At 46.6% G+C, this 16,332-nt stretch carries 18 protein-coding genes; 13 read left to right on the forward strand and 5 right to left on the reverse strand.

The genetic code is table 11. The features are described from left to right. From aroK to trpS, 7 genes are all read left to right on the forward strand, one after another. A partial coding sequence (aroK, locus tag VNE01S_RS17065; RefSeq protein WP_061781656.1) for a shikimate kinase AroK occupies positions 1-408 on the forward strand: 408 nt, incomplete at its 5' end. Between the two features lie 30 nt (positions 409-438). After that, positions 439-1,542, forward strand: a complete 1,104-nt coding sequence (aroB, locus tag VNE01S_RS17070) for a 3-dehydroquinate synthase (RefSeq protein ID WP_053396544.1) — start codon at positions 439-441, stop codon at positions 1,540-1,542. Positions 1,543-1,633: 91 nt separating this feature from the next. Continuing rightward, positions 1,634-3,091: an SPOR domain-containing protein gene (locus VNE01S_RS17075; RefSeq protein ID WP_053396545.1), complete on the forward strand. Its 1,458-nt coding sequence runs from the start codon at positions 1,634-1,636 to the stop codon at positions 3,089-3,091. 67 nt (positions 3,092-3,158) lie between these two features. Then, positions 3,159-3,986: a Dam family site-specific DNA-(adenine-N6)-methyltransferase gene (locus tag VNE01S_RS17080; RefSeq protein WP_053396546.1), complete on the forward strand. Its 828-nt coding sequence runs from the start codon at positions 3,159-3,161 to the stop codon at positions 3,984-3,986. 103 nt (positions 3,987-4,089) lie between these two features. Next, positions 4,090-4,761, forward strand: a complete 672-nt coding sequence (gene rpe, locus VNE01S_RS17085) for a ribulose-phosphate 3-epimerase (RefSeq protein ID WP_053396547.1) — start codon at positions 4,090-4,092, stop codon at positions 4,759-4,761. Next, a complete protein-coding gene (locus VNE01S_RS17090) occupies positions 4,762-5,448 on the forward strand; it encodes a phosphoglycolate phosphatase (RefSeq protein WP_156309896.1) in 687 nt (228 codons plus the stop codon). A 116-nt stretch (positions 5,449-5,564) separates the two neighbouring features. Further along, positions 5,565-6,581 (forward strand): tryptophan--tRNA ligase, encoded by a 1,017-nt coding sequence (gene trpS, locus VNE01S_RS17095; RefSeq protein WP_053396548.1) that lies wholly within the window; start codon positions 5,565-5,567, stop codon positions 6,579-6,581. A 69-nt stretch (positions 6,582-6,650) separates the two neighbouring features. On the opposite strand, the gene trmL is transcribed toward trpS, so the two are convergent. The 4 genes from trmL to VNE01S_RS17115 form a co-directional block, all read right to left on the reverse strand. Further along, positions 6,651-7,130, reverse strand: coding sequence for a tRNA (uridine(34)/cytosine(34)/5-carboxymethylaminomethyluridine(34)-2'-O)-methyltransferase TrmL (trmL, locus tag VNE01S_RS17100; RefSeq protein ID WP_053396549.1), 480 nt, complete (start codon positions 7,128-7,130; stop codon positions 6,651-6,653). Positions 7,131-7,237: 107 nt separating this feature from the next. Next, a complete protein-coding gene (locus tag VNE01S_RS17105; protein WP_053396550.1) occupies positions 7,238-7,855 on the reverse strand; it encodes a superoxide dismutase in 618 nt (205 codons plus the stop codon). Positions 7,856-7,932: 77 nt separating this feature from the next. Beyond that, on the reverse strand, positions 7,933-9,315 hold the full coding sequence (gene cpxA / locus VNE01S_RS17110; RefSeq protein ID WP_053396551.1) for an envelope stress sensor histidine kinase CpxA: 1,383 nt from the start codon (positions 9,313-9,315) through the stop codon (positions 7,933-7,935). Then, complete coding sequence (locus VNE01S_RS17115) at positions 9,315-10,001, reverse strand: response regulator (RefSeq protein ID WP_053396552.1); 687 nt, start codon at positions 9,999-10,001, stop codon at positions 9,315-9,317. The genes cpxA and VNE01S_RS17115 overlap by 1 nt, the downstream gene beginning before the upstream one ends. Positions 10,002-10,186: 185 nt before the next feature. Between VNE01S_RS17115 and VNE01S_RS17120 the strand changes: the two genes are divergently transcribed. The 3 genes from VNE01S_RS17120 to pfkA all read left to right on the forward strand — a co-directional run bounded on the left by VNE01S_RS17120 (position 10,187) and on the right by pfkA (position 12,942). Continuing rightward, positions 10,187-10,690: a CpxP family protein gene (locus tag VNE01S_RS17120; protein ID WP_053396553.1), complete on the forward strand. Its 504-nt coding sequence runs from the start codon at positions 10,187-10,189 to the stop codon at positions 10,688-10,690. Positions 10,691-10,800: 110 nt separating this feature from the next. Then, positions 10,801-11,709, forward strand: coding sequence for a CDF family cation-efflux transporter FieF (gene fieF / locus VNE01S_RS17125; RefSeq protein WP_053396554.1), 909 nt, complete (start codon positions 10,801-10,803; stop codon positions 11,707-11,709). Between the two features lie 270 nt (positions 11,710-11,979). Then, entirely contained in the window at positions 11,980-12,942 is a 963-nt protein-coding gene (gene pfkA, locus VNE01S_RS17130; RefSeq protein WP_053396555.1) for a 6-phosphofructokinase, read from the forward strand. Between the two features lie 124 nt (positions 12,943-13,066). On the opposite strand, the gene epmB is transcribed toward pfkA, so the two are convergent. After that, positions 13,067-14,089, reverse strand: a complete 1,023-nt coding sequence (epmB, locus tag VNE01S_RS17135; protein ID WP_053396556.1) for an EF-P beta-lysylation protein EpmB — start codon at positions 14,087-14,089, stop codon at positions 13,067-13,069. Positions 14,090-14,122: 33 nt separating this feature from the next. Between epmB and efp the strand changes: the two genes are divergently transcribed. From efp to rraA, 3 genes are all read left to right on the forward strand, one after another. Continuing rightward, on the forward strand, positions 14,123-14,689 hold the full coding sequence (gene efp / locus VNE01S_RS17140) for an elongation factor P (protein ID WP_053396557.1): 567 nt from the start codon (positions 14,123-14,125) through the stop codon (positions 14,687-14,689). 114 nt (positions 14,690-14,803) lie between these two features. Then, complete coding sequence (locus tag VNE01S_RS17145; protein ID WP_053396565.1) at positions 14,804-15,721, forward strand: 1,4-dihydroxy-2-naphthoate polyprenyltransferase; 918 nt, start codon at positions 14,804-14,806, stop codon at positions 15,719-15,721. Positions 15,722-15,797: 76 nt separating this feature from the next. Further along, positions 15,798-16,319 carry a ribonuclease E activity regulator RraA gene (gene rraA, locus VNE01S_RS17150; RefSeq protein ID WP_053396558.1) on the forward strand — a complete coding sequence of 174 codons (522 nt, stop codon included), beginning with the start codon at positions 15,798-15,800 and terminating at the stop codon, positions 16,317-16,319. The last annotated feature ends 13 nt before the right edge of the window (positions 16,320-16,332 follow it).

A 16,332-nucleotide genomic window follows, 5' to 3' on the forward strand; every position in this document is an offset into this window, starting at 1 on the left:
GTGATCGAAGAGCGTACAGGTGCAGATATCGCTTGGGTATTTGATGTTGAAGGTGAAGAAGGCTTCCGCGTTCGCGAAGAGAAGGTGATTAACGATCTGACTGATGAGCAAGGTATCGTACTTGCGACAGGCGGCGGCTCAATCAAGAGCAAAGAAAATCGTAATCGTTTATCTGCTCGCGGTATTGTTGTGTACCTTGAAACAACTATCGAAAAGCAACTTGCACGAACTAACCGTGACAAGAAGCGTCCTCTGCTGCAAACTGACAATCCACGTGAAGTATTGGAAAGTCTAGCAGAAGAGCGTAACCCACTGTACGAAGAAATTGCAGATTACACGGTACGTACAGACGATCAAAGTGCAAAAGTGGTAGCCAACCAGATTGTAAAAATGCTAGAAGAACGTTAAGACGTAATTTTTAGCAACTGGAGACGCACCATGGAACGGATTACGGTCAGCTTAGGCGAACGTAGCTATCCCATTTCAATTGGCGCCGGATTATTTAATGATCCGGCCCACCTTTCATTCCTTAATCATTTCCAACAATCAGCCAAACAAAAAGTGGTGGTGATCAGTAATGTGACTGTCGCACCTTTGTACGCTGATAAAATCCTTTACCTTCTCGAACAGCAAGGTTGTGAAGCCTCATTGCTTGAACTGCCTGATGGAGAGCAATACAAATCGCTGGATACTTTCAATACGGTGATGAGTTACCTATTGGAAGGGAGCTACGCCCGTGATGTTGTGATCATTGCCCTTGGCGGTGGTGTGATTGGCGATTTAGTCGGATTCTCGGCGGCTTGTTATCAACGCGGTGTGGATTTCATCCAAATCCCGACTACGCTGCTATCACAAGTCGATTCTTCCGTTGGTGGTAAAACAGCGGTTAACCACAAACTCGGTAAAAACATGATAGGGGCCTTTTATCAGCCCAAGTCGGTTATTATCGATACCGATTGTTTAGCGACATTGCCTAAACGCGAGTTTGCTGCGGGTATTGCGGAAGTCATTAAGTACGGCATCATCTACGATGAAGCGTTTTTCGTTTGGCTAGAAGAACACCTAGACAAGCTTTATGCCCTAGATGAACAAGCCCTGACTTACGCCATCGCGCGATGCTGTCAGATTAAAGCGGAAGTGGTCGCGCAAGATGAGAAAGAGTCTGGCATTCGCGCTCTGCTTAACCTTGGCCATACATTTGGCCATGCGATTGAAGCGGAGCTTGGCTACGGCAACTGGCTACATGGCGAAGCGGTATCTGCCGGGACGGTGATGGCGGCAAAAACGGCCCACCTGCAAGGTTTGATCTCAGAGCAACAACTCGAGAGAATGATCAACTTACTCAAAAAAGCTCAGCTGCCCGTTCATACTCCGGCACAAATGATGTTTGCCGATTTCATGAAGCACATGATGCGTGACAAAAAAGTGTTGGCAGGTGAACTCAGATTGGTGCTTCCAACCAGTATTGGGACTGCCGAAGTCGTGAAGGGCACTCCAGAATCCATCATTGAGCAAGCGATTGATTTTGGTCGCGGTTTATAATCTTGCTGTCTGTTAACCAGCTTACTGGCGTTGTTAATATAAGCGCAAAGGGCACGTAAGCTGGTTTATCGATTTATTTTTCAAGGATCTCATGGGTATGGTGCTAAATTCACATGTTTTGGAGTTAGACTCTCAGTCGGAATTGCTTGAACGTTTGCAACTACTGACCCACTTCAGCTCCAACCTTGTCACCATCTCTGGAGAGAAAGGCGCGGGTAAAACTTGGCTGGCTCAGCGTTATTTAGAAGTTTGGGCTCCGGAGAAAAACCAGGCCTTATTGATTAACTTTGCGGCTCAGGATGACTCGCAGCGCAGAGTGATGCTCCTTTCCCAACTCGTCTCTGAACCACTTTTTAATCCTGCTGATAGTATTGCTGAATCGTTTGTTCACCTGATGGAGGGCAAAACTTGCGATATAGTTATTGCTATAGATGACGCACATTTGCTCTCAGATGCGTTTATCTCTGAGCTTTGGGTGTTGGTACTGGAAGCGCAACAAAACCCGCTGTGGACGGTTAATGTCCTGTTATTTGTGCAGGCCAAAGCCGCAGCAAAGATCGATGCTCTATTAACGCGTTTTAGCTACGGTCAAGCACAAAAGCCGATCAACTTAGAGATAGAAACGTTTAGAGAACAAGAAGCGGACCGTTTTTTTGAGCAACTGGTGATCCGCTTTGTTGAGGACGACATGGAAAAAAGAGTGCGCCATGCCTACCGCTCTGTTGCGCGTCGTCCCGGAGAGATCATGGCCTTGGGAGATTATAGCGTGGAAAAAAGGATCATTATTCGATCGATCGTCGGCTCGCCATTGAATATCGCTTTAGTGGTACTCACTTTGCTGGCTTTGATTGGTGGCGGGTATTGGTGGTTAATGTCACAGCCATCTCCTGATGATAAAGCCAGCCAAATCACGAGCACAGTGGAACAAACTGTGATTCCGACACTGCCTGAGAATGACGATCTCGACGATATTGCTAGTGAAGATGACTCACACGCTTTGCCGCCGTCAGTAACCAAAGAAGTGTCCACAGTCGGTGATTCTGAACTTCAGCAGCAACGTGTTGTGATCAACTCAGAAGTCGTTGATGCCTTGCTGGAAGGTCGCGCGGACTCTGTCGATACCAGTAAAATTGATAAAGTGGTCGAAGACTCTATTCCAAAGCCTGAGGTTGAGCAAGCTGCTGAGGTTGTGGAGCCAGAAGTTAACAAAGAGATCGTCCAGTCGGTTGCCAAACCTAGCCCCCAAGTTTCTTTTACAAGCGAGCAATTAGCGCAGTTTTCTCCGCGCAGTTACACATTGCAACTAGCGGCTGTGACTACGCTAGAAGAAGTAAAAGCCTTCCTTGAAGAATATGACTTAACGGAGAAAATTTATATTTATCCGACAGTTCGCGATGACGTTGATTGGTACATCGTGACCTACGATAACTTTCCAACTATACAAACTGCGCGTGATGCGGTAGCTACGCTGCCAAAAGCGTTGCAGCAGGCAGATCCTTGGGCAAAATCGCTGAGCCAAGTTCAGAGTGAAATAGAGCAAGGAAAATAGTCGGAGATTCAATGCAAAATATGTTACATTCCGCAGCCTTGTTTTTGGTTGATAGATAGAGCAATAGATGAAGAAGCAGCGTGCCTTCCTGAAATGGGCGGGTGGTAAATACGGACTTGTCGAAGATATTCAGCGTTGTTTGCCTGAAGGGCGTAAGCTGGTAGAACCGTTCGTAGGTGCTGGTTCGGTGTTTCTTAATACCAATTACGAGCAATATTTGCTGGCGGATATTAACCCCGATCTGATCAATCTCTACAATTTGCTAAAAGAGAAGCCAGAAGAATACATTGTCGAAGCGAAACGTTGGTTCACGCCGGAAAACAACCGCAAAGAGGCCTACTTGCACTTCCGTGCAGAGTTTAATGCCACAGACGATGTCATGTTTCGCTCTTTGGCCTTTTTATACATGAACCGATTCGGTTTTAACGGGTTATGCCGTTATAACAAAAAAGGTGGCTTTAACGTCCCATTTGGTTCATACAAAAAGCCTTACTTCCCAGAAGCTGAGTTGGAGTTTTTTGCGGAAAAGGCCAAAAAGGCCACGTTTGTCTGTGAAGGTTATCCTGAAACGTTTTCACGCGCACGTAAAGGCAGCGTGGTGTATTGCGATCCACCTTACGCACCACTTTCAACGACCGCCAATTTCACTTCCTATGCAGGTAACGGCTTTACGTTAGATGACCAAGCTGCGCTAGCGGATATTGCGGAGAAAGCAGCCACTGAACGTGGAATTCCGGTGCTTATCTCTAACCACGATACGACGCTAACACGCCGTTTGTATCATGGCGCGGACCTCAATGTTGTCAAGGTAAAGCGTACCATCAGCCGTAATGGCGCAGGGCGCAATAAAGTGGATGAGCTGCTGGCCCTCTTCAAACCTGTCGATAACGTATAATCACATTTCTCTTTCTTCACCTACCATCTGACTGCTAGCTTAGGTAGAATTGCGCTCAACTCTTATCCAGTGCAATGATGCCAATTAATTCTAGAGGTCAGGTATGAAAGATTTCCTTATCGCTCCATCGATTCTGTCTGCAGACTTTGCTCGCCTTGGCGAGGATGTCGAAAAAGTACTCGCAGCCGGTGCGGATGTGGTTCACTTTGATGTTATGGACAACCACTACGTGCCAAACCTGACTTTCGGTGCACCAGTGTGTAAAGCGCTGCGTGACTACGGCATTACCGCGTCGATTGATGTTCACTTGATGGTGAAACCTGTCGACAGCATCGTGCCTGACTTCGCTAAAGCTGGCGCATCTATGATCACCTTCCACATCGAAGCGTCCGATCACGTTGACCGTACCCTTCAGCTCATCAAAGAGCACGGCTGTAAAGCGGGTGTGGTTCTTAACCCGGCGACTCCGCTTGCGCACTTGGAATACATCATGGATAAAGTGGACATGATCCTGCTGATGTCGGTCAACCCAGGTTTTGGTGGCCAGTCGTTTATTCCAAATACATTAGACAAGTTACGCGCAGTGCGTAAGATGATCGACGAGTCTGGCCGCGATATCCGCTTGGAAATCGATGGTGGCGTTAAGGTAGACAACATCAGAGAAATCGCAGAAGCGGGTGCGGATATGTTCGTCGCAGGCTCAGCGATTTTCGGTCAGCCGGATTACAAGGAAGTGATTGACCAAATGCGAGCACAATTAGCAGAGGTAAATTAATTGATTTCTAACAATATTAAACTGATCGCGTTCGATCTTGATGGCACTCTTTTAGATAGCGTGCCCGATCTTGCTGTTGCGGCAGACCAAGCCGTACAAGCGCTAGGCTACCCAGGCGTTTCAGAAGAGAAAGTGCGTGATTATGTTGGTAACGGTGCAGACGTTCTTGTCGGTCGCGCATTAAGTCAAAGTATGACCATCGACCCGGCACTGAGCAGTGAATTGCTGGTAAAAGCTCGCGAGCTGTTTGATGACTTTTATGACAAAAGTGGTCACAAACTCAGCCATCTATATCCAGCAGTGAAAGAGACGTTGTCTGAGCTGCAACAAGCTGGATTCACGCTGGCGCTAGTCACCAATAAACCGTCTAAGTTTGTTCCAGAGATCCTAGAGCAACATGGCATTGATAAGTTCTTTGTTGATGTTTTGGGTGGCGATGCGTTCCCAGAGAAGAAACCAAACCCAGTCGCGTTAAACTGGTTGATGGAGAAACATAACTGTCAGCCGCAAGAAATGCTGATGGTCGGTGACTCTAAAAACGACATTTTGGCAGCGAAGAATGCGGGTTGTTACTCGTTTGGCCTGACTTACGGTTATAACCACGGTGAGCCAATTTCGGCGTCTAAGCCAGACTTTGTCGCGGACATCATCGCAGATTTGGTCGACGTTGTAGCGGTTTCGGCTTAGTTGCAACAAAAGATCTTCCAAAATACTTGTTAATGAGTACACTGAGTAAACCGTGTGAAGAGAACTCACACGGTTTTTTTCATTTATTAAGCTAAGAAGTCAAAGGAATTATTCCCATGAGCAAACCCATTGTATTGAGTGGTGTTCAACCGTCAGGTGAACTAAGTATCGGTAACTACTTGGGTGCTCTACGTCAATGGCAGCAGATGCAAGATGATTATGATTGCCAGTACTGCGTTGTGGATCTTCACGCGATTACGGTTCGTCAGGACCCGAAAGCACTACATGAAGCGACACTAGACGCACTCGCAATTTGCCTTGCAGTTGGTGTTGATCCGCAAAAGAGCACGCTATTTGTTCAGTCACACGTACCAGAGCATGCTCAGCTAGGTTGGCTTCTTAACTGCTACACCCAAATGGGTGAACTGAGCCGTATGACTCAGTTTAAAGACAAGTCCGCTCGCTACGCGAATGATGTCAACGCGGGTCTATTCAGTTACCCAGTGCTGATGGCGGCTGATATTCTGCTGTACCAAGCGAACCAAGTACCAGTGGGTAATGATCAGAAGCAACACTTAGAGCTAGCGCGTGATATCGCGACTCGCTTTAACAACATTTACTCACCAGAGAACCCAATTTTCACGATTCCTGAACCTTACATTCCAAAGGTGAACGCTCGTGTCATGAGTCTTCAGGATGCGACGAAGAAAATGTCGAAATCGGATGATAACCGTAAGAACGTGATCACTCTGTTGGAAGACCCTAAATCGATCATCAAGAAGATCAATAAAGCTCAAACTGATACGGAAACACCACCGAGTATCCGCCATGATATTGAGAGCAAAGCCGGTATCGCAAACCTAATGGGCCTGTATTCTGCGGCGACGGGTATGAGCTTTGAAGAGATTGAAGCGAAGTACAAAGGCGTTGAAATGTACGGTCCATTCAAGAAAGATGTGGGTGAAGCGGTTGTGGCAATGCTTGAACCAATCCAATCTGAATTCCACCGTATTCGTGCCGATCGCGCTTACATGAACGAAGTCATGCAGCAAGGCGCAGAGAAAGCTTCAGCGCGTGCAGCAATTACGCTAGAGAAAGTATACAAAGCGGTTGGTTTTGTGGGTCGTCCATAAGTAATACGCGAATGTCCTATTAAAAATCCCGGCTGTCATGGCCGGGATTTTTGGTTTCTATCGCTCTGTTTATTGGGCGCCTTCAAAGCCCATCTGACGCCAAGCTTCAAAGGCAATGATGGCGACTGCATTTGAAAGGTTCAGGCTGCGCGCGTCGGGCATCATTGGAATACGAATACGCTGTTCCATCGGCATGCTGTCAATCAAATCGGCAGGCAGTCCGCGCGTTTCTGGGCCAAACAGCAACACATCTCCCTGTCGGAAGTTGGCATCAACATGATGACCCGTCGTTTTCGTCGTACAAGCAAAAATACGGTAACCGTCTTTGCGTTCGTTTTCTAAATACTCAATAAAGGCTTGGTAGTCTTTGTGGCGAGTAACTCGGGCCAGATCATGGTAGTCCAAGCCGGCGCGGCGTACTTTCTTCTCTTCTAAATCAAACCCTAGTGGCTCAATCAAATGCAGGTTAGCGCCGCAGTTCGCACAAAGGCGGATAATGTTACCGGTGTTGGGTGCGATTTCTGGCTCGTATAGGGCGATATCGAACATAGTGTTAGTGTCTTATCTGCTGATGGATGTGAGACGAGAAGTATAAGGCGGCTTGCTTAGGCCGCCAAGTCTGACACTGTTAGATTGTGTTCCGGCTTTTTATACAGTTACGCATGCTGGGCTAGCGCAACGGCGTAGTTTTCACTGACGGCATCCCAGTTCACCACATTCCACCATGCATCAACGTATTCAGGGCGGCGGTTTTGGTAGCTAATGTAATATGCGTGTTCCCACACATCGAGTGCAAGAATCGGTTCGCCTTGTGCTTCAACGACATCCATCAGAGGGTTATCTTGATTACTGGTGGAAGTAATCGCCAGTTTGCCATCTTGAACGATGAGCCAAACAAATCCTGAGCCAAAGGTATTGACTGCGGCTTCAGCAAACATCTGCTGGAATTGCGCAATGCTGCCAAAATGCTCAATGATAGCGTCAGCCAAGTCACCGTCGGGTGCGCCGCCGCCATACTGTGACATGCAGTTCCAATAAAGAATGTGGTTGTAATAACCGCCACCGTTATTTCTGACGGCTGGTGGATGTTTGGAAATATGCTTAAAGATATCACTCAGAGGGGTTTTCTCTAGCTCAGATCCCTTAATTGCGGTGATGAATTTGTCGTAGTAGGTGCGGTGATGCTTGCTATAGTGCACTTCCATGGTTTTGGCATCGATATATGGTTCAAGTGCGTCATAAGAGTAGGGCAGGTCTGGGAAAACGTGAGACATAGTAAATCCTCCATAATTGAAGGATTTACTTTATATGATAATGAGATTTATTATCAACTGTATTTTTGGTGAGGTTATTATTCGATGACCAATGGAAGGATGACTTCCACACATAGACCACCCAGTGCGCTGCGCTTCGCTTTAATGGTTCCGCTATGCTGACGAACAGCACTTTCAGTAATAGTCATACCGAGTCCTGTTCCACCGCTGTGTCGATCACGGGCGGTCGAGACGCGATAAAACGGCCTGAAAATCGCTTCCAGTTCATCTTCCGGAACCCCATCGCCATTATCATCGACGGTGATCAGGAGGTGATCGTCGTATTCGGTCATCGTGATCTGAATGACATCTTCCCCATAGTAGATGGCATTCCGCACAATGTTATCGAGCGCACTCATCAGGAGCTTAGGGTTACCAGATATCTTCCGTTCTGGAATCTCGTTATACGTGAGCGTCTTCTGCATTTGCTCAGCTTCGAATTGAGCATCAGACAGTATCGCTTCCCATAAACTGGCGATGGGCTGCTCTTCTCGGCTGATATGGTTATCCACTTGCATGCGTGACAATTCAAGCAGTTCGCTGATCATTTTTTCGAGTCGCTGCGCTTCTGTGTCGATACGCGTTAATTCTGGGCTTTCTCCTTGTTTACGAGTCGCAAGCGCTGTTGCCATGCGTAGACGGGTTAAAGGCGATCTCAGCTCGTGTGAGATATCGGACAGCAAACGTTGTTGGCCAGAGATCATTTGATTGACGGCTTCAACCATCTGATTGAAGCTCGCTCCTGCTTGCCTGAATTCTGAGGTGCCTTTTTCCAACTCAGGATCCACCGCAAACTCGCCTTTTGCGACTCGCTGCGCGGCGCGCTCTAACTTTCGTGCCGGCTGACTTAAAGCCCAAGCCAGCCAGAGCAGCAGCGGTGTGCTGACCAGCATGACCGCCAGTAAGAGTTGGAAAGGTCTATCGAACATTCTTAACAAAAATGGTGGCGGCTCATTCCACTTAAAACCCACATAGATCAGCAAATCTTGATTGGCCAAAACGATGGGAAGCGGCCCCGCGACCAAATAGCGTCCATAGAGTTTTTGTTTTGGGCTTTCTGGACCATCGATGGTGGTAACGAAATTGCGCAGTGCTTTTAACTTAAAATCTTTCGGGCTGCGGGTGGTCAGAATATTACCTTCTACATCCGTTAAAAAGTAACGAGGCCGACCATCCCGATGAGAGCGATTGCCCCCTTCTAATTCAAAGATGATCCGACCTAAATCGGTACTGTTTTTATAACGTTGTTCAATATTCTTTTTCGCTTCCAGCATGCGCTGGAAGTGCTCTGGAGGAATATCGCGTGCTTTACGCGGATCTAGGTGCGGCAGTGCTAACACGGCCAGCAATACCAAAAACATGGTGAACCAGAAAATCGCAAAAATTCGCCCATATAGACTGCTGATCTTGGGGAGTCGCATTAATCCTCCTCAACCAGAAGATAACCACGTCCTCTGAGCGTTTTTATTCGAGGCTTTCCATCCGCTCTTTCTGGCAACTTCTTACGTAGGTTCGAGACATGCATGTCGATAGCGCGGTCAAACGCTGATAGTCGTTTACCTAACACATCCATGCTTAGTGTTTCTTTTGTCAGTGTTTCACCCGGATTCTGTACTAGGTGATTGAGTAGAGCAAATTCGGTGGTGGTAAGATCGAGCAGTTGATCGTTGCAGTATGCCTCTAATTTGCCAGGGTACACTTTAAGATCTTGATACTGGATGTAATCACTGTGTTTGGTGTGAGTGCTGTGTTGAGTTCGGCGTAAAATAGCGCGGATACGAGCCAGTAGTTCACGGTCACTAAACGGTTTGGGTAGATAATCGTCCGCGCCTAACTCTAATCCGATCACGCGGTCTATTTCTTCCCCTTTTGCCGTCAACATGAGGACGGGGGTTTCCCATTGTTCTCGTAAGCGTTTTAGCGTTTCCATGCCATTGAGTTTTGGCATCATGACATCCAGCAGAATGAGGTCGATGTCTGGAGTCAGGGCGGCTAACCCGGCTTCACCATCATTGGCTTCAGATACAATAAAGCCCTCATAAGAGAGCACCTCGTTTAACAGGCTGGTGAGTTCTGTATCATCATCAATTAAAAGTATGTGTGCCATGAAAACGTCTCTATTAAGTTCTATACCTTTTATAGTACTGGGAAACTCCAGTCATATTTAGCTTAATTTTTACTCTTTACGTTCATTTACTCTTCCTCAACGCCACTTTACATATGAAGTCGTAATCTATAGTTAAGCGCTGTAAAGATAGATCCATTCAATCACGAAATTTGAAAGGTATGATTATGAAAACTGCAAAAAAATTGGTATTGGCTGCTGTTGTTCTTCCACTAACGCTTGGTACGGCGAGCGCATTGGCTTACGGTGGAAAAAACCATCACCGAGGCCCGAACGATGACTGTGGTATCAGTGGTATAGGTTTTGAACGTGGCATGATGCGCCAGCTTGATCTCACTTCAGATCAGCAAGAAAAACTACGAGCAATGCGTGGAGCCGGAAAGAATAACTTTAAAGGCAATTATGAAGCCATGCGCGCAGAAATGCAGGCCCATCGCGATCAAATGCACGCGTTGATGCTCGCTGATGATTTTGATAAAGCGGCGGCTAATGAGCTGGCTAAGCAAATGGTTGAGCAGCAAAGTGAGCGCAGAGTGCAAATGATGGAAAGGCAGCATCAGATGCTCAGTATTTTAACGCCAGAACAGAAAGCGAAGTTTGTTGAGATGCACAACCAGCGCGTCGGGGAGTGTGACTACAGAATGAAAAACCGTATGAATGCTGATAAATAAGTAAATATCATGTAATAAAAAGGCGACGCAACAGTCGCCTTTCTTGTTTCATTTTTATTCAATCTTTGAGAGGTTATACTTAAAGAATTCGTTTGAAACTGAATTGCTTTATGAAACAAGAATATGCACGTTTGGTTACTATGGCTGCCTGGACAGCAACGATAGTAGCAACACTTCTATTAGTGGTGAAAGTTGGCGCTTGGTGGGTGACTGGCTCGGTAAGCCTACTCGCATCATTGATCGACTCAATGCTCGATATTGCCGCGTCATTGGTCAACCTTGTTGTAGTTCGCTACTCGTTGCAACCTGCAGATAGAGAGCATACCTTTGGTCACGGCAAAGCCGAGTCACTTGCGGCGCTTGCTCAGGCGATGTTCATCTCAGGGTCAGCCGTCTTTCTTATCTTGAATGGTGTTGACCGATTCTTCAGACCCCATGCACTTCAATCACCTGAATACGGTGTTTACGTCAGTTTGTTCGCAATAGCGGTGACATTCGCTCTGGTTAGATTTCAAAAGTACGTGGTGAAAAGAACCGGTAGCCAAGCGATCGCAGCAGACTCTTTGCACTATGAATCGGATCTCTACATGAATGCGGCGATCATGTTGGCGTTAGGTTTAAGCTGGTTTGGGATAGGTCAGGCCGACGCAGTATTCGCGATTGGTATCGGTGGCTACATTCTTTTCAGCGCCTTTAAAATGGTCAAAGAAGCCACGCAAACCCTACTTGATAGAAAGTTGCCTGATAGCGAACTCAAAGAGATACGTGAATGTTGTTTATCGGTTGAAGGGGTGCTTGGGGTGCATCAGCTTAGGACTCGAATGTCTGGCCCCACTCGTTTTGTCCAGCTTCACCTGGAATTGGAAGATCAAATCCCATTGATTGAAGCACATCGCATATCTGATTTGGTTGAAGACAGTTTGCTTGAGCGTTTTCCTGGCGCCGATGTCTTAATTCATCAGGATCCCTATTCGGTGGTTTTTGGCCCAGAAAGAGAGCAGAAATCGCAAGGTTGGTAATAAAAGCAGCATGAGACAAAGTGATGGTTATCGACTATCTTTTCATCGTTGAGAATTTTTACTGTGATCCTGACGTGTATCAAATTAGTTAATTTGCAAAACTGTAATACTCTTACATAAGTAGAAAAGTTACATAATTAGCTGCAAATAAAAGTAGTATTCCTAGTTGGGAAAGGTAACATATTGCGCAGTTAATAGAATTTTGTCAGAGGCTTTCGTAAGCCTCCAACGTAAAAATTGAAATAAGATTTCCAAAAATCGAGGGTGAGCATGATTAAGAAGATCGGTGTTTTGACAAGTGGCGGTGACGCACCAGGCATGAACGCAGCACTACGTGGCGTGGTTCGTACTGCACTAACGGAAGGCTTGGAAGTATACGGTGTTAAAGACGGTTACTTAGGCCTTTACGAAAACCGTATCGAGAAGCTTGATCGTTCAAGCGTATCAGACGTGATCAACAAAGGTGGTACTTTCCTAGGTTCTGCGCGTTTCCCTGAGTTTAGAGATGAAGCCGTTCGTGAAAAAGCGATCGAAAACCTGAAAGAACATGGCATTGACGCACTTGTTGTTGTCGGTGGTGACGGTTCTTACATGGGTGCTAAAAAGCTGACAGAAATGGGTTACCCTTGTATTGGTCTACCTGGCACCATCGATAACGATATTGCCGGCACCGACTACACTATCGGTTACCTAACCGCCCTGAACACTGTTATCGATGCCATTGACCGCCTACGCGATACTTCTTCATCACACCAACGTATTTCTATTGTTGAAATCATGGGCCGCCACTGTGGCGACCTTACTCTTATGTCGGCAATTGCTGGTGGTTGTGAGTACATCATCACACCAGAAACAGGCCTTGATAAAGAGAAACTAGTCAACAACATCAAAGACGGCATCAAAAAAGGTAAGAAGCATGCGATCATTGCGCTTACTGAGCTAATGATGGATGCCAATGAGCTGGCGAAAGAAATTGAAGACGCAACTGGCCGTGAAACACGTGCTACAGTGCTTGGTCACATCCAGCGTGGCGGTCGTCCGACAGCGTTTGACCGTGTTTTAGCGTCGCGCATGGGTAACTATGCGGTGCATTTGCTTCTTGAAGGTCACGGTGGTCGTTGTGTTGGTATCCAGCAAGAGCAACTGGTTCACCATGACATCATCGATGCGATTGAGAACATGAAGCGTCCAGTGCGCCACGATCTGTACAAGGTTGCAGAAGAGCTGTTCTAAGACACGATGATTTGTCTGAAGTGATAAAAAACCACCTAAACTTAGGTGGTTTTTTTGTATGTTAGCAGCGTGGCTGGTTGGTCAATGAAGACGGCTATCGAACAAATCTTTCTTGTTGCTATGATTATTCTAGATGCAGATCGAGCGGCGTTTTACTGCTACGCCCTCCAATTTCACGCGTTAGCTTCGGAACGAGGTAACCGGATACACGCTCAATGACACCAGCCATAATACTTTTCGCCATCTCGTCCGAGATAAAGAAGTGAGCCGCGCCTTGTACTTTATCGAGTACGTGCATGTAGTAAGGCAGTATACCCGCATCAAACAGAGACTCACTGAGTGCCACTTGAGCCTCGACACTGTCATTGACACCTTTGAGCATCACGCCTTGGTTCAGCAGTGTGACACCGACTTGCTTCAATTTACCCAGTGACATAGACAGCTCTTGGTTAATCTCTTGCGCATGATTGATATGGGTGACCAAAATCACCTGTAGTCGAGTCTCTGCCAACACTTTGATGAGTTGCTCGGTGACGCGGGCTGGGATCACGACGGGTAAACGGGAGTGAATGCGCAGTCTTTTGATGTGCGGTATGTCAGCAATATGATCGACCAACCACTGGATCTCATCATCTTTCGCCATCAAAGGATCCCCACCGGAAAGAATCACTTCATTGAGTTCTGGGTGATGAGCAATGTAGTCCAGACTCTGCTGCCAAGCGGCTTTGTTCCCTTTATTGTCTTGATAAGGGAAGTGACGGCGGAAGCAGTAGCGGCAGTTAATGGCACAGCCACCCTTTACGATCAGCAGGGTACGGTTTCGGTATTTGTGCAGCAAACCTGGGATCGCGTTATTTTGCTCTTCTAACGGATCGTTGGAGAAACCTGGGTGTACTTCAAACTCTTCCGTTAAGGGAAGTACCTGACGCAAAAGTGGATCAAATGGATTGCCTTTTTCCATTCTATCAACAAAACTTTGCGGCACACGCTGTGCAAAAAGCTTGCGTGCTTCAAACCCGTGTTGCCAAGGTTTGGGATCTATTTCTAGCTGTTCTAGCAGTTTTAGAGGATCGGAGATCCCATTCGCTAGCTGTTTGAGCCAGTTTTGCTCAACAGAATCAACTTTTCGGGTTATTATGTGCGGCATTAATTTTAACTCGAAGAATGGTAAGAGGAAAAAATGGCTACTGTTAGCACGAATGAATTCAAAGGCGGTCTTAAAATTATGCTTGATAATGAGCCTTGTGTCATTCTCGAAAACGAGTATGTAAAACCAGGCAAAGGTCAGGCGTTCAACCGCGTTAAAATCCGTAAGTTGCTTTCAGGTAAAGTTCTAGAGAAAACATTTAAGTCTGGTGACACTGTTGAAGTGGCAGACGTAATGGATATCGACCTAGATTACCTATACAACGACGGTGAATTCTACCACTTCATGAACAGCGAAACATTTGAACAAATCGCTGCGGACCTGAAAGCGGTAGGTGAGAGCGCTAAATGGCTAGTAGAAAACGACACTTGTATGCTGACGCTATGGAACGGCAACCCAATCGTTGTGACTCCACCAAACTTCGTTGAGCTAGAAGTGACAGACACAGACCCTGGCCTAAAAGGTGATACTCAGGGTACTGGCGGTAAACCTGCAACTCTAACTACAGGTGCAGTTGTTCGTGTTCCTCTGTTTATCTCTATTGGCGAAGTGATCAAAGTAGATACACGTAATGGCGAATACGTTGGTCGAGTGAAGTAAGTACAGCTTGCCAAAACTGCTAAAAAGGTCACTTCGGTGGCCTTTTTTGTTTTTCAGTCTGGTGTTTGATGTGCCACAATTCTTAATTCGTGCCCTGTGGTTAAACTGATGATCATGAAACAGTCCTTACGTATTTGGCTTGAAGCCGCACGACCAAAAACGCTACCTCTGGCGTTGGTCTCGATTTTAACGGGCAGCGTACTTGCCTATTCTACCCACCAGTTTTCGTTCATTGTGGCCGTACTGGCGTTTCTGACTGCCACACTGTTGCAAATCCTTTCCAATTTAGCCAACGATTATGGTGATGCGGTCAAAGGGACGGACAACGAAAAACGACTAGGGCCAGTTCGTGCTATTCAATCAGGCAGCGTATCACTGCGTGATATGAAACAGGCCATTGTCATTAATATTATTCTGACCATGGCATCAGGGTTGGTGCTTGTGTTTTACGCGTTAGAAAGCCTTAATAGCATTTTGGCTTTTATTGGCTTAGGCGTATTGGCGATCATTGCCGCCATTGCTTACACCGTGGGTAATAAACCGTATGGATATGTCGGTTTGGGGGATATTTCTGTCTTTATTTTCTTCGGCCTATTAGGTGTCGCGGGAACATATTTTTTGCATACGGGCGTTGTCGCGCCGCTACTGACCTTACCCGCAGTAGGGTGTGGGTTACTGGCAGTGGCTGTTCTCAATATCAACAATATGCGTGATATTGAAAACGACAAAGAGTGCGGTAAGCGGACGGTCGCGGTTCGGCTTGGACAAAAAAAAGCGAAGTACTACCACTCTGTCTTGCTGGCGGGGGCACTCGTTGCTTTCCTCGTGTATTTAATGCTTCACCCAGGCCCTTGGTGGATTTCTTTGCCATTCTTCTTAAGCGTGTTAGTGGCCTATAAACACGCTCGGGCTGTTTGGCTTGCAGAGCAACCAGCGCACATTGCACCTATGATGCCAGTTATTGTGAAGTGCTCACTAGTGACAAACATCCTATTTGCTGGAGTTGTTATAGCTCAAACTCTGGTGAGTTGATCTATCTTTGTCATTGCAATGACTTAATGTCTCGATATACTCGATGAAGACAATGAACGCTATGGGAAGGAACACGATGGAATACAATACGTCTGCCTTATGTGACATTTACTCTGAACAAGTAGATGTTGTTGAGCCTATGTTCAGTAATTTTGGCGGCTGTGCTTCATTTGCCGGGCAGCTCACGACTTTGAAGTGTTTTGAGGATAACGGTCTCATCCGTGAAGTCCTAGAGCAAGATGGCTTAGGACGAGTTTTGCTGATCGATGGTGGTGGTTCCCTGCGTCGTGCTTTGATCGATGCTGAATTAGCATCGCTAGCCGAAGAAAATGACTGGGAAGGTATTGTTGTCTATGGATGTGTTCGTGAAGTTGATGAGCTGGAAGATATGAGTATTGGTATCCAAGCGCTTGCCTCGATCCCCGTTGGTGCGGTGTCGCAAGGTGTTGGTGATGTCGATATCCCAGTAAACTTCGGTGGCGTTACCTTCCTTCCTGAAGATTATCTCTACGCCGATAATACCGGTGTGATTCTGTCCCAAGAGCCGCTTGATGTGGAACTTGAAGTGGCAGAAGATGATGAAGTCATCAATGGCTAAAATGAATCTCTAA

The sequence above is a fragment of the Vibrio nereis NBRC 15637 genome (assembly GCF_001591105.1).
GTDB classification, from domain to species: Bacteria; Pseudomonadota; Gammaproteobacteria; order Enterobacterales; family Vibrionaceae; genus Vibrio; species Vibrio nereis.